The following is a 12979-nucleotide window of genomic DNA, read 5'->3' as shown; positions in this document are numbered from 1 at the left end:
GTTCAGTCCGCGAGGCCCACCACCAGCCAGATCCCGGCCACCCCGCCCACCGTGCACATCAGCGTGGACAGGGCGGGGTGCTTGTGGTGCGCCTCCGGCAGGATCTCGGCGGCCGCCAGGTACAGCAGGGCTCCGCCGAAGAATCCGAGGTAGGCCCCCAGCGGTTCCTCCGGAAGGGTGAACAGCAGAGTGGACAGCGCGCCCAGTACCGGGGCCACCGCGTCCGCGAAGAGCATCATCAGGGCCTTGCGGCGGGCGTTCCCGTACAGCCGGGTGAGCGTGTACGTGTTGAACCCGTCGGCGAAGTCGTGCGTGATGACGGCCAGCGACACGGCCACGCCCATGCCGCCCCCGACCTGGAAGGCCGCGCCCAGGGCCACGCCGTCGGCGAAGCTGTGGCCGACCATCGCCGAGGCCGCCGTCAGCCCGACCTCGGGGACCCGGCCCCCGTTCTCGGCGCCGTGCGCGGCCTGGCGCACCGCCAGCAGGCGTTCCACGACGTGCGCGATCAGGAACCCGGCCACGAAGAGCAGCAGGGCGAGCGGGACGCCGAACACCTTGCGGCCGGCCGCGTGCAGCGACTCCGGCAGCAGGTCGAGGCCCACGACGCCGAGCATCAGCCCGCCGGCCAGGCCCAGCACGAGGTGGCGGCGGTCGGTGACGCGCTGCGCCGTCCACCCGCCCGCCAGGGTCATCAGGAACGCGCCCAGCGCCACGATCACGGCCATGTGCCCCTGGATACCGACTCCTCGCCCCGTGTGCACGTGTGCGCGCGGGCGGCGGGGCACGAACCATTGACGACGACGGAGGGGGCATGAGCCCGGTGGGCGAGTACGCGACGCAGCTGGTGGTCGGGGTCGGCGGACGCAAGGGTGTCTCCGTGGCGGAGGTCTGCGCCCTCGTCGAGGAGACCCTGCGGGGGGCCGGACTGGCCGCCGGAGCGGTGAAGGCGCTGGCCACGGTGGAGTCGAAGGCGGAGGAGGCGGGGATAGCGGGCGCGGCGGAACGTTTCGGCGTACCCCTGCTCAGCTATCCCGCCGAGGAGCTGGCCACGATTGCCGTACCGCACCCCTGCGACACGGTGCGGGGCGCCGCCGGCACCTCCTCGGTGGCGGAGGCCGCGGCGCTCGCGGGCGGGGGTGAACTGCTCGTGCCCAAGCGCCGGTCGGTGGCGGCGACCTGCGCGGTGGCCACCGTCCAGCCGCACGACCTGCGCCATCACGGGGACGCGGAGGTGCGCGGCGACGGCGGCGCGCTGGTGGACCTCGCGGTCAACGTACGGGCGCACACACCGCCGGACTGGCTCAAGCAGCGCATCGCGGCTTCGCTCGACGGTCTCGGCTCGTACCCCGACGGGCGGTCGGCCCGTGCGGCGGTGGCGGCCCGGCACGGGCTGCCGGTCGGGCGGGTGCTGCTGACGGCCGGGGCCGCGGAGGCGTTCGTACTGATCGCGCGGGCCCTAGGCGCGCGGCGGCCGGTGGTGGTGCACCCGCAGTTCACCGAGCCCGAGGCGGCGCTGCGCGACGCGGGGCACACGGTGGAGCGGGTGGTGCTGCGGGCGGCGGACGGGTTCCGGCTGGACCCGGAGGCGGTGCCCGAGGAGGCGGACCTGGTGGTGGTCGGCAACCCGACCAATCCGACCTCGGTCCTGCACCCGGCGGCGGTGCTGACCGCGCTGGCCCGGCCGGGCCGGATCCTGGTGGTGGACGAGGCGTTCATGGACGTGGTCCCGGGTGAGCGGGAGGCGCTGGCCGGGCGGACGGACGTGCCGGGGCTGGTGGTGCTGCGGAGCCTGACGAAGACCTGGGGGCTGGCGGGGTTGCGGATCGGCTACGTGCTGGCCGAGCCGCGGGTGATCGCGAAGCTGGCGGCGGCGCAGCCGCTGTGGCCGGTGTCCACGCCGGCGCTGGTGGCGGCCGAGGCGTGCATGGCCCCCGCGGCGCTGGAGGAGGCGGAGGCCGCCGCCCGGCAGATCGCGGTGGACCGGGCGCATCTGCTGGCGGGGCTGGCGGAGTTCGAGGAGATCACGGTGTCGGGGGTGGCGCAGGGGCCGTTCGTCCTGATCCGGGTGGCGGGCGGCGCGGAGGTCCGCGCCCGGCTGCGCTCCCTCGGGTTCGCGGTCCGCCGCGGGGACACCTTCCCGGGGCTGGACGACTCGTGGCTGCGGCTGGCGGTCCGCGACCGGGCCACGACGGGCAGCCTGCTCCAGGCCCTGGACCACGCGTTGGCGCTGACGGCCCGCTGACCGGGCCCCCGGACCGACCCGCTTGACCCCGGAGCCCGGCCCGGCCCGCTGCCTGCCCGGCCGCCGGGAAACGGGCCCGCTCCCGCCGCGGCGGGGCCGCCATCCGGAGGCCCCGGCTCCGTTGGCGGGGTGGCCGGAGGTAGGCGATGATCTCGGCATCAGCAGGGAAGCCCGGGGGGTCCGGAAGTGAAGACATCAGCGACGACAGGCCTGGCCGTGGCGGCGGTGGCGGCCATAGCCGGCGGGATCCTCGCCCTGCCGAGCCTGCTCGACCACGGCACGGAGGCCGGCGAGCAGCGGCTCGGGGCCAGGCCCGGGACCGGCAAGGAGGGCCGGGGCGAGGCGAGTCCGGCGGCGCCCGCCGGGGCCAAGCCGTTCACGCTGGTCGCGACCGGCGACATCATCCCGTACCCCTCGATCGTCCAGCGGGCCGCCGACGACGCCCAGGGCAGCGGCCAGAGCCACGACTTCCGGAAGATACTCGCGGGGGTCAAGCCCCTGGTGGCCGCCGCCGACCTGGCGATATGCCACCACGAGATACCGTACGGCCGGCCCGGCGGCCCCTACACCGGATATCCCGCGTTCAAGGCCCCGCACCAGCTGGCCGACGCGCTGAAGGACGCCGGGTACGACAGCTGCTCGACCGGCTCGAACCACACCCTGGACGACGGCTACGACGGCCTCGTCCGCACCCTGGAACACCTCGACCGGGTCGGCATCAAGCACGTCGGCTCCGCCCGCAGCGCCGATGAGGCCAAGGCCCCGGCGGTGCTCTCCGCCGGCGGCGCCAAGGTCGCCCAGCTGGACTACACGTACGGGACGAACGGGATCCCGGTCCCGGCCGCAAAGCCCTGGTCCGTCAACCTGATCGACCAGAACCGGATCATCGCCGACGCCCGCGCGGCGCGGGCGGCCGGCGCGAACGTGGTCGTCCTCAGCGTCCACTGGGGTACCGAGTGGCAGACGGCGCCCGACCAGCAGCAGCGGGACCTGGCGCAGGCGCTGACCGCCTCGCGCGGCCCGGACGGGCTCCCCGACATCGATCTGGTCCTCGGGACGCACAACCATGTGCCGCAGCCCTACGAGAAGATCAACGGCACATGGGTCGTGTTCGGCATGGGCGACCAGATCGCCAGCTTCTACGAGGCCGACAAGGCGCGCGGCAACATGTCCTCGATCCCGCGTTTCACCTTCACCCCGGCGGCCGCCCACCCCGGCCGGTGGGACGTGACCAAGGCCGAGTACCTCACCCAGTACTCGGACATGAACCCGCCGTTCCGCGTCGTGTGCACCTCCTGCGCCGCCACCGAATCCGGGCTCGGGGCGGCCGCGAAGTCCGCGTACTCCGCCGTCGACAAGCAGGTCAGCGAGGCCGTGCTGTCGCGCGGAGCGGACAAGCAGGGTTTGGTGCGCGCCACCCGCTGAGCACCCCGCGGACCGCGGTCGGGTGACGAGGCTACGAGGTGCGGCCGCGCCGGGTCACGACCAGTGCGGCCGCCCCGATGCCCAGCAGGACCAGCGCACCGCCCGCGACGTACGGGGCCGGCGAACCGCCGCCGGTCTCGGCCAGGTTGGCGTCGGCCGTGACGGCCGCGCCGGTCCCGGAGGCCGCCGTCTGCGGCTTGAGGCCGGACCCCGCCGAGGGTTCGGGCGCCGGCGCCCCGGCGGGGGATTCGCAGTGCGCCTCGGCGAGCACGACCTCGCCCTCGACCTGGGCCACGTTCAGGTCCAGCGGGTTCACGGACACCTTGAGCCGCAGCGCCGCCGCCGCGGCCGTGGTGGAGGTGGTCCGGGTGCCGGAGAGCTCCAGGCTGACCATGCCGACCTTGGGGATCTCGACCTTGGTCGGGCCGCCCGCCGAGAGGGTGACCTTCTTGCCGAGCACGGTCACCGAGCCGAGCACGTTCGAGCTCGCCACGGGCTTCCTGCCCGCCTCGCACACGGCCTTGGACGTGACCTTCTCCACCTGGATCAGGGAGAGCGCGGGCAGCCCCGGGACGTGCACCGTGGCGTCGGCCAGGTTGGCCTCCGCCTCGGCGCGGTTCTTGTCGGCGGTGGCCTTGGAGGTGGCCACGTCCGCGCGCAGCAGGCTGACCGGCTTCCCCCCCTCGACCCCGTCCAGGGCCACCGTCAGGGCAGTCTTCTGTGCCGTCGCGGGGGCGCTGACCTCGTTGAGGGTGGTGGTCAGCGGCACGTGGACGGCCTTGTTGAGCAGGCCCACGTCGAGGCCGGCGCGCAGGACGACGGCGCCGGCCTTGCCCTCGTCCCCGCCGGCGGGGACGCCGCCGGCGGCGGACGCGGGCGGGGCGGTGAGCAGGGCGACCGCTCCCGTGGCGATCAGGACGGCTGCGGGCATGCGGAAGGTGTTGCTGTTCAAGGTGGTGGAACCCCCGGGGAGATGGGAGCCGTCGCGCCGCCAATGGGGGACATCGCGCGCCGACGGCCTCTGACCCTGGGAATCTTTACGCACGGAGAGTGAACGGGCGACGACCTGCGGTGAGTTCACCCCAAAGGGTGGTTTTCATGCATGTATTCGATTTACTGCGCCTCAGAAGGAACGGGAGTTCTTTTCCGCCACACGGCCGCCGGGAACACGCCGACGCCGGCCCCCCGGGCGGCCTTTCACAACGACGTCGGGCCTCCGGCGTCACGCCCCGCGTCAACCGCCCGTTCAGGCGCGGACCTTCCCGTTCACGACGACGCGCCGCGGCTGCGCCAGCGCCCGTACGTCGGCCCGCGGGTCGGCGTCGTAGACCACCAGGTCCGCCGGCGCCCCTTCGGTCAGGCCCGGCCTGCCGAGCCACTCGCGGGCCGCCCACGTCGTCGCCGAGAGGGCCTCCAGCGCCGGGATCCCGGCCCGGACCAGCTCCTCGACCTCGGCCGCGACCAGGCCGTGCGGCAGGGAACCTCCCGCGTCGGTACCGACGTACACGCCGATGCCCGCGTCGTAGGCGGCCCGCACGGTGTCGTACCGGCGCTCGTGCAACCGCCTCATGTGCGCCGACCAGCGCGGGAACTTGGCCTCGCCGCCCGCCGCCATCTTCGGGAACGTCGCGATGTTCACGAGCGTCGGGACGATCGCCACCCCGCGCTCCGCGAACAGCGGGATCGTGTCCTCGGTGAGCCCGGTGGCGTGCTCGATGCAGTCGATGCCCGCCTCGACCAGGTCGCGCAGCGAGTCCTCGGCGAAGCAGTGCGCGGTGACGCGGGCGCCCAGCCGGTGCGCCTCGGCGATGGCGGCCTCGACCTCCGCCCGCGGCCAGCAGGGCGCCAGGTCCCCCACCTCGCGGTCGATCCAGTCCCCCACCAGCTTGACCCAGCCGTCGCCGCGCCGCGCCTCGCGCCCCACGTACGCGACGAGGTCGGACGGCTCGATCTCGTGGGCGAAGTTGCGGATGTAGCGGCGCGGGCGGGCGATGTGGCGGCCCGCCCGGATGATCTTCGGCAGGTCCTCGCGGTCGTCGATCCAGCGGGTGTCGGAGGGGGACCCCGCGTCGCGGATGAGCAGGGTGCCGGCGTCGCGGTCGGTCAGGGCCTGGCGTTCGGCGGTCTCCGCGTCGACCGGGCCGTGGGCGTCGAGGCCCACGTGGCAGTGCGCGTCGACCAGCCCGGGCAGGGCCCAGCCGGACACGGTGGTGATCTCCCGCGCCCCGTGCGGGCGTTCGTAGGAGATCCGGCCGCCGACCACCCAGAGCTCGTCGCGCGCGTCGTCGGGCCCGACGAGCACACGCCCCTTCACATGCAGCACGTCATCGGTCATGTTCCGCACTGTACGTGCGGCCTCGGTACGCTCGTGCGGGTAGACCCCGGACGCAGCGGACGAAGAGAGAGCACCACCGTGACGCACCCCCTGCTGGACCTCCCACCGCTCACGGCGGAGCGCTTCGCGTCGATCGAACGGGGGGTCGCGGACCTGCTGTCCACCCGGCAGGAGGTGGTGATCACGCAGGGCGAGGCGCTGCTGCCGCTGGAGGGGTGCATCCGCTCGGGCGCGCGGCCCGGTTCGACGGCGCTGAACGTGGTCACCGGCCCGTACGGGACCACCTTCGGCAACTGGCTGCGCGACTGCGGGGCTGAGGTGGTGGACCTGGCGGTGCCGTTCGACACGGCGGTGACGGCCGGGCAGGTGGCCCGGGCGCTGGCCGAGCACCCGCGGATCGACTTCGTCTCGCTGGTCCACGCGGAGGCGGCGACCGGGAACACCAACCCGGTGGCGGAGATCGGCGAGGCCGTACGGGCCCACGGGGCGCTGTTCATGCTCGACGCGGTGGCTTCGGTGGGCGCGGAGCCGCTGCTGCCGGACGCGTGGGGCGTGGACCTGTGCGTCATCGGTGCCCAGAAGGCGATGGGCGGACCGGCAGGGGTCTCGGCGGTGTCGGTCTCGGACCGCGCGTGGGCCCGCTTCGCCGAGAACCCGGCGGCCCCGCGCCGCTCGTACCTCTCGCTCCTGGACTGGAAGGAGCGCTGGATCGACGCGGGCCGCACGGCGCTGCCGCACGCCCCGGCGCAGCTGGAGATGCTGGCCCTGGAGGCGTGCCTGGAGCGGATCTCGACCGAGGGCCTGCCGATGGTGATGGCCCGCCACTCCGCCGCCGCGGCGGCGACCCGGGCGGGCGCGCAGGCGATGGGCCTCGCCCCGTTCGTGACGCGCCCCGAGGAGGCGGCGCCGGTGGCCACCACGCTCCGCGTGCCGCAGGCCCCGCTGGTGGCGTCGAAGGCGCTGGCCGCCGCCCCCGCGGCCCCGGTGTCGGCGGCCGGGGAGATGATCCGGGTCAACCATTACGGCCAGGCGGCGTCCCTGGAGGCGGTCCTCACCTCCCTGACGGCCCTCGCCACGGCCCTGGGCACGGATCCGGCCGATGCCGCGGCCGCCGCGGAAGCTGCCTGGTCGGAGACCTTGTACTGATACCGGTCCGCCCGGGGCCGCAGCCCCGGGCGGACCGGCGGGACCGGGCCCCGGTCAGGCCTGCGGGGCAGGCGGGGCGGCCCCGGTCAGGCCTGCGGGACCGCGCAGGCGCCGTCCGGGGTGCAGGCCTCGGCCCCGGCCGCGGGCTCGGGCACCTCGCGGCCGGCCCAGGCCTGTTCCAGGGCCTGGGTGAAGACCTCGGCGGGCTGGCCGCCGGAGATGCCGTAGCGGCGGTCGAAGACGAAGAACGGCACGGCGTTCGCGCCGAGTTCGGCCGCCTCGCGCTCGTCCGCCCGTACCTCTGCGGCGTACGCGGTGTCGTCGGCCAGGACCGTACGGGCCTCCGCCTCGTCCAGCCCGGCCTCGACCGCGAGGGCGATCAGCACCTCGGGGTCGAACACCGACCGCTCCTGCGCGAAGTTCGCGCGGTAGGCGAGGTCGAGCAGTTCCTCCTGACGGCCGCGGGCGGCGGCCAGGTGCAGCAGGCGGTGGATGTCGAAGGTGTTGCCGTGGTCGCGGCCGTCGGTGCGGTACGTCAGCCCCTCGGCGCGGGCGCTCGCGGCGACGTGCTCCTCCATGGCGCGGGCCTCGTCGAGGGTGCGGCCGTACTTCTTGGCGAGCATCTCCAGGACGGGCGCCACCGTGCCCTTGGGGCTGTTCGGGTCGAGCTCGAAGGACCGGAAGACGATCTCCACCTCGTCGCGGTGCGCGAACTCGGCCAGCCCCTTCGTGAACCGGGCCTTGCCGATGTAGCACCAGGGGCAGGCGATGTCGCTCCAGATCTCGACGCGCATGATCCTTTTTCTCTCCTTGTTCCGGGATGGGACGGTTTCGGCTTCAACCACCTGTCGGGGCGTCGCATTCCCCGGAGCCGAGGCTGAGCCACAGCGTGAGGTGCGAGCCGGAGCGCTGCGCACCGGCCGGATCCGGGTGCCAGCCCTGGCGGGCGTAGAAGGCCTGGGCCCGCAGGTTGTGTTCGTAGACCTCCAGCCGGACCCGGCCGATCCCGGCGCGCCGCCACGCCTCGACGCAGGCGGCGTGCAGGGCGGCGCCGGTGCCCCGTCGCCAGTGGGCCGGATCCACGTGCAGCTGGGTGAGGGTCGTCTCGCCGCCGGCCGTCCGGAAGGCGGCCACCCCCGTCAGCTCCCCGTCCCGCTCGGCGCACAGCACCCCGCCCTCGGCGGCACTCCGGGCGACCGCCACCGACCAGCCCTGGCGGGTGCCCGCGAGTTCGGCCTCGCCCGCGCCGTCCTCCTCGGGGGCGCGCCGCTGGTAGTAGGTGGCCCGGGCCCGGGTGTGGAGGGCCGCTATGGCGTCGAGATCTGCGGGTCGCGCGGGTCTGATCATGGGAAGGGAAACGCGCCGGGAACCACGTCGGTTCCCGGCGCGTCGTGGAGCGGCCGGCGCGGCTACTTCTTCAGCCAAGCCGCCATCATCTTCTGGGCGATCGGGGCGGCCAGCTTGCCGCCGCCGATCTCGGAGCGGTCGGTGTCCGAGTTCTCGATCACCACGGCGACGGCGATCTGCTTGCCGCCGAGCTTGCCGTACGAGGTGAACCAGGCCAGCGGCGGCAGGCTGTTGTTCACGCCGCGCTGCGCGGTACCGGTCTTGCCGCCCACCTCGGCGCCCGTCACCTGCGCGGGCTTGCCGCCGCCCTCGGTGGCGACCGTCCGCATGGCGTCCTGGAGCATCGAGGCGGTCTTCTCCTTCATGACCTGCTCGGACTTCGGGTCCTTGAGGCTCTCCAGCACGTTGCCGTTCCCGTCGGTGACCTCGGAGACCGAGTGGGGGGCGACGAGCTTGCCGCCGTTCTCGATCGCGGCGGTCACCATCGCCATCTGGAGCGGGGTGGCCTGCACGTCGAACTGGCCGATACCGGTCTGCGCGACCTGGTCGACGGACATCTTCTGCGTCGGGTACTTGCTCCCCGGACGGGCGGTCACGGGGGTCGAGATCTCGCTGTTGAAACCGAGCTTCTCCGCCATCGCCCGCATCTTGTCCTGGCCCAGCTTGTGCGCCAGCTCCGCGAAGACGTTGTTGCAGGACAGCCGCAGCGCGGTGCGCGCCGAGACGTTGTTGCAGGCCGCGGAGCCCGCCTCGCTGGGCAGCTGGGTCCGGGTCCCGGGGATCGTGTACGGGTCCGGGGTGCCGGTCGGCGTGTCGAGGTTGGTGACCAGGCCGTTCTCGATGGCCGCGGCGAGGGTGACCAGCTTGAAGGTGGAGCCGGGCGCCTGCGGCTTGCGCAGGGCAACGTTCTCCAGGGCCTTGCCCTTGTCCTCGATCAGCTTCTCCCAGGCCTGCTTGTCGTTGGCCCCGGCGATGCTGCCCGGGTCGAAGGAGGGGTTGTTCACGATGGCGAGGATCTCGCCGGTCGCCGGGTCGATGGCGACGGCGGCGCCCTGCTTGCCCTGGAGCGCCTCGTACGCGGCCGTCTGCACGTCCTTGTCGACGGTGGTCAGCACGTTGCCCGGCGCGGCCCGCTTGTTGGTGAGCATGTCCATCACCGTCTTGAGCCGGTCGTCGGACCCGTTGAGGATCTTCTTGTAGACCCCCTCCAGCATGCTCGTGCCGAAGGCCTGGGAGCTGTAGCCGGTGAGCGGCGCGTAGAGCGGGCCGTTGACGTAGGTGCGCTTGTAGCCGAAGTCCTTTCCGTCCGTCTTCACCGAGCCGGTGATCGCCTCCCCGCCCACGATGATGTTGCCCAGCGGGTTCTCGTACTGCCCGATGAGGTTCCGCCGGTTGTTCTCGTTGTCCGCGAGGGCCTGGCCTTGGTAGGCCTGCACCCAGGTGACCCGCACCAGAAGGGCCAGCACCAGGAGCAGACAGAAGACCGACGCACGCCTGATCGTTTTGTTCATCTCCGGGAAAGACGTGTCAGGGCCTCGCGGCGTTCCGCTCTGCCCCGATTGTGGCCGGGTTCTCAGTCTTTCTTCATGAAGCCGCCCTCGTAGGCCGCGATGACCGCCTGGGTGCGGTCGCGCGAGCCCGTCTTGGACAGGACCGCCGCCACGTGGGTCTTGATCGTCTGTGGACCGACGCCGAGTCGTTCGCTCATCTCCTGGTTGGACAGGCCGGTGGCCATCAGGCGCAGTACGCCCGCCTCCCGGTCGGTGAGCCGCGCCGCCCAGGGCGCCGCGCAGCCCCGGCCGCCGGGCGCGTGGGACGCGGCCAGGGCGCGGACGGCCGCCGGGAAGAGCAGGCTGTCGCCCCGGGCGACGAGGCGGACCGCGCCGATCAGCTCCTCGGGCTCGGCCCGCTTCAGGAGGAAGCCGGCGGCGCCCGCGCGCAGCGCGTCGTAGACGTACGCGTCGTTCTCGAAGGTGGTGACGACCACGATCCGGGGCGGCTCGGCCAGTGTGGACAGGATCTGCTCGGTGGCCCGGATGCCGTCGATCTCGGGCATCCGGACATCCATCAGCACCACGTCGGGGGCCAGCGAACGCACGAGGGGGACGGCCTCGGCGCCGGTGGCCGCCTCGCCGACCACCACCAGATCGGGTTCGGCTTCGAGGATGACCCGCAGGGCGGTGCGGACCATCCGCTCGTCGTCGGCGATCACGATGCGCAGCGGCGCCCGGCCCGAGGCGGCCGTCACGAGCCCCCGCCGAGCGGGAGGACGGCCCGCAGCCGCCACAGCCCCTGGTGCGGGCCGGCTTCGACGCGGCCGCCGAGCAGGCCGGCCCGCTCGGCGGCGCCGGGCAGTCCGCGGCCCCCGGTGGTCCGGGGCCGCGGCCCGGCGGCGGGACCCGGCGGATTGGTCATGGTGATCTCCAGTTCACGAGGGGGGCCGTCTTTCGCGCCCCGTACGGCGATCCGCAGCTCGACGGGGCCCGCGCCGTGCCGCAGGGCGTTGCTCAGGCCCTCCTGGACGATCCGGTACGCCTCGCGGGAGGCGATCGCCGGGAGCTGCGCCCAGTTTCCGCCCGGTCCGGGGTCCTGGTGGTCGGTGACGGCGGTCCCGGCGGCCCGGGTGCGGGCCAGCAGTGCGCCGAGATCGGCGGCGAGGGTCGGGGCGGGGGCGGCGTCGGCCCGGGCCGGGTCGCCGTCCCGCAGCAGGCCGAGCACGGCGTCGAGCTCGCCCACCGTCCGCCGGGTGGTCTCCTCGATCGCGGCCAGCGCCTCCCGTACGAACCCGGGGTCGTGGTCGAGCACCCGCCGGGCGGCCGCCGCCTGGAGGGTGACGGCGCCGAGGGCGTGCCCGACCGCGTCGTGCAGCTCCCGGGCCAGCCGGTTGCGCACGGCCAGGTCGGCGGCCCGCTCCTCGGCCGCGGCCAGCCGGTCCGCCGCCGTCGGCCCGAGCAGGACCGGCGCCGTCCGGGCCAGCAGCGCCCCGGCCCCGGCGGCGGACAGGACCACCCCGGCGAGCAGCCCGATCCCGAGCAGCGGTGCCAGGTACGGCCCGGCGCCGGTGCTGAACACCCCGAGCCCCAGCTCGGCGCTCCGCAGCCCGCTCACGAACGGCAGCGCGATGAGCACCACCGCCATGGGCGGCGCCGCGAGGCTGATCCCGCTGACCACCGCGCCGACCCCCAGGTGCAGGGTCCACCAGGCCGAGGTCCGCCCCCGCGCCGCCCAGGACCGGGCCGGCCCCTCGGCCAGCAGCTCGCCCGGCACCCCGCACAGGGCCCGTACGGCTCCGGCCGACAGCGGCCGGACGAGCCCGAACACGGCGCTCCCCGCGGCCAGCGGCAGGGCCAGCCCGTACGAGGCGAAGGTCAGCGGGACCGAGTTGAAGAACCCGCCCCGGCCGGCTCCCACGCCGACCACCACCTGGGCGAGGAGGAAGTACGGCATCAGCAGGGCCCCGCCGAGGACCAGGTGCACCCACCGCAGCCGGGCCCTCGGCCCCAACAGCCGGGACGCCGCCGTCCGCATCACCCCTCGCGGCGGGGGACGAGGAACCGGGTCAGCACGGCGGCGGCACATATTCCGGTGATCATCTGGCCAGCGTAGATCGAGCGGACCGCCGCCGAGGCCGGTTCGCCGCCGTCGAGCTGCGGGCCCAGCGAGGCGATCCACTGCCACAGCCCCCAGCACAGGGCGGCCGCCGAGCCGGTCCAGGTGAGGGCCGACGGCCACCACGCGGCGCGGCTCCCGCCGCGGGCCAGCAGCACCGCCCCCACGCCGGCGGCGAGCGCGCACATCGCGTGCACCGCGAAGACCACTCCCGTCAACACCGAACGGGCGGCGGCCTGCTCCTCCCCCAGCCCCGCCGTCCCCCCGAAGGCCCAGTACAGGTGGACGGCGGCGATCACCAGGCCGCCCAGCGCCGCGGCTCCCGCCACCACCCCCGTGGGTGACGGGAGCCCGCGGCCCAGCACGCCCTGCCACCGCCGGCCCCAGCGCCTGCGCGCATAGGGCACGAACAGCCCTGCCAGGGCGAGTCCTTGGACGGAGAAACCGGTGTAGACGACGGTGAACACCCATGGGTCGAGGAAGGCCCGCGCCCCTTCCCCGGAGGCCGCCGGGGAGCCCTGACCGGCCGCCCGTATGAGCAGTTGGGCGGGGAACGCGAAGAGGATCGGGGTGAGGAGCCCGGTGGCGACGAAGGCGGGCAGCGTGAGCAGCCAGGAGGGCACCCGCATCCCCCAGGGCCGGGTGAGGACCAGGACGAGAACGATCACGCTCGCGTCCATGGCCAGGGTCACCGCGTTGGCCACGGCGAGGAACGTCCCCTGCTCCAGCAGCGGGCTGCCGTCGGGGATGCCGACCCGGCTCCCCGACAGCCAGGCGGACTTGAGTACGAGATAGGGCACGGTGGCGGCCAGGGCCACCGCCCTCAGGGCCTTGGGTCCGGCCCCCGTGTGAACGGCTTGTGCGGTCATGAC

The 12979-nt window shown here is 74.2% G+C and carries 12 protein-coding genes; 3 read left to right on the top strand and 9 right to left on the bottom strand.

The features are described from left to right. Positions 1-2 precede the first annotated feature (2 nt). Positions 3-728, bottom strand: coding sequence for a ZIP family metal transporter (locus tag ACS04_RS13030; RefSeq protein WP_048476724.1), 726 nt, complete (start codon positions 726-728; stop codon positions 3-5). 86 nt (positions 729-814) lie between these two features. On the opposite strand from ACS04_RS13030, the gene cobC reads away from it, so the two are divergent. After that, complete coding sequence (cobC, locus tag ACS04_RS13025; RefSeq protein WP_078864717.1) at positions 815-2245, top strand: Rv2231c family histidinol phosphate aminotransferase CobC; 1431 nt, start codon at positions 815-817, stop codon at positions 2243-2245. 186 nt (positions 2246-2431) lie between these two features. Continuing rightward, the gene (locus ACS04_RS13020; protein ID WP_245236382.1) at positions 2432-3670 is read left to right on the top strand and encodes a CapA family protein; all 1239 of its coding nucleotides are present in this window, start codon (positions 2432-2434) and stop codon (positions 3668-3670) included. 31 nt (positions 3671-3701) lie between these two features. On the opposite strand, the gene ACS04_RS13015 is transcribed toward ACS04_RS13020, so the two are convergent. Together ACS04_RS13015 and ACS04_RS13010 are read right to left on the bottom strand one after the other, a co-directional pair. Continuing rightward, complete coding sequence (locus tag ACS04_RS13015) at positions 3702-4622, bottom strand: SCO1860 family LAETG-anchored protein (RefSeq protein ID WP_048476723.1); 921 nt, start codon at positions 4620-4622, stop codon at positions 3702-3704. A 294-nt stretch (positions 4623-4916) separates the two neighbouring features. Then, positions 4917-6005, bottom strand: coding sequence for an amidohydrolase family protein (locus tag ACS04_RS13010; RefSeq protein WP_048476722.1), 1089 nt, complete (start codon positions 6003-6005; stop codon positions 4917-4919). 78 nt (positions 6006-6083) lie between these two features. Here ACS04_RS13010 and ACS04_RS13005 point away from each other — a divergent pair, with 78 nt between their 5' ends. Next, positions 6084-7151, top strand: a complete 1068-nt coding sequence (locus tag ACS04_RS13005; RefSeq protein ID WP_048476721.1) for a pyridoxal-phosphate-dependent aminotransferase family protein — start codon at positions 6084-6086, stop codon at positions 7149-7151. Positions 7152-7237: 86 nt separating this feature from the next. On the opposite strand, the gene ACS04_RS13000 is transcribed toward ACS04_RS13005, so the two are convergent. The 6 genes from ACS04_RS13000 to ACS04_RS12975 all read right to left on the bottom strand — a co-directional run bounded on the left by ACS04_RS13000 (position 7238) and on the right by ACS04_RS12975 (position 12976). Further along, entirely contained in the window at positions 7238-7945 is a 708-nt protein-coding gene (locus tag ACS04_RS13000; protein WP_048476720.1) for a DsbA family oxidoreductase, read from the bottom strand. Between the two features lie 43 nt (positions 7946-7988). Continuing rightward, positions 7989-8498, bottom strand: coding sequence for a GNAT family N-acetyltransferase (locus tag ACS04_RS12995; protein ID WP_048476719.1), 510 nt, complete (start codon positions 8496-8498; stop codon positions 7989-7991). A 62-nt stretch (positions 8499-8560) separates the two neighbouring features. Continuing rightward, positions 8561-10009 (bottom strand): peptidoglycan D,D-transpeptidase FtsI family protein, encoded by a 1449-nt coding sequence (locus ACS04_RS12990; protein WP_048476718.1) that lies wholly within the window; start codon positions 10007-10009, stop codon positions 8561-8563. 62 nt (positions 10010-10071) lie between these two features. After that, positions 10072-10689, bottom strand: coding sequence for a response regulator (locus ACS04_RS12985; protein ID WP_245236384.1), 618 nt, complete (start codon positions 10687-10689; stop codon positions 10072-10074). Positions 10690-10742: 53 nt separating this feature from the next. Further along, entirely contained in the window at positions 10743-12026 is a 1284-nt protein-coding gene (locus ACS04_RS12980; RefSeq protein WP_048476717.1) for a sensor histidine kinase, read from the bottom strand. After that, on the bottom strand, positions 12026-12976 hold the full coding sequence (locus tag ACS04_RS12975; RefSeq protein ID WP_048476716.1) for a DUF3995 domain-containing protein: 951 nt from the start codon (positions 12974-12976) through the stop codon (positions 12026-12028). Before ACS04_RS12975 ends, ACS04_RS12980 begins: the two co-directional genes overlap by 1 nt. Positions 12977-12979: the final 3 nt, after the last annotated feature.

The sequence above is a fragment of the Streptomyces roseus genome, assembly GCF_001044425.1.
GTDB classification, from domain to species: Bacteria; Actinomycetota; Actinomycetes; order Streptomycetales; family Streptomycetaceae; genus Streptomyces; species Streptomyces roseus.
The sequence above is the reverse complement of the archived record's forward strand: the minus strand, read 5'-3'. Positions and strand labels throughout refer to the sequence as shown.

Coding starts and splice junctions, on each gene's coding strand:
- ACS04_RS13030 (WP_048476724.1), bottom strand. CDS start 728: ATGGCCGTGATCGTGGCGCTGGGCGCGTTCCTGATGACCCTGGCGGGC.
- cobC (WP_078864717.1), top strand. CDS start 815: ATGAGCCCGGTGGGCGAGTACGCGACGCAGCTGGTGGTCGGGGTCGGC.
- ACS04_RS13010 (WP_048476722.1), bottom strand. CDS start 6,005: ATGACCGATGACGTGCTGCATGTGAAGGGGCGTGTGCTCGTCGGGCCC.
- ACS04_RS13000 (WP_048476720.1), bottom strand. CDS start 7,945: ATGCGCGTCGAGATCTGGAGCGACATCGCCTGCCCCTGGTGCTACATC.
- ACS04_RS12995 (WP_048476719.1), bottom strand. CDS start 8,498: ATGATCAGACCCGCGCGACCCGCAGATCTCGACGCCATAGCGGCCCTC.
- ACS04_RS12990 (WP_048476718.1), bottom strand. CDS start 10,009: ATGAACAAAACGATCAGGCGTGCGTCGGTCTTCTGTCTGCTCCTGGTG.
- ACS04_RS12985 (WP_245236384.1), bottom strand. CDS start 10,689: ATGGTCCGCACCGCCCTGCGGGTCATCCTCGAAGCCGAACCCGATCTG.
- ACS04_RS12980 (WP_048476717.1), bottom strand. CDS start 12,026: ATGCGGACGGCGGCGTCCCGGCTGTTGGGGCCGAGGGCCCGGCTGCGG.
- ACS04_RS12975 (WP_048476716.1), bottom strand. CDS start 12,976: ATGACCGCACAAGCCGTTCACACGGGGGCCGGACCCAAGGCCCTGAGG.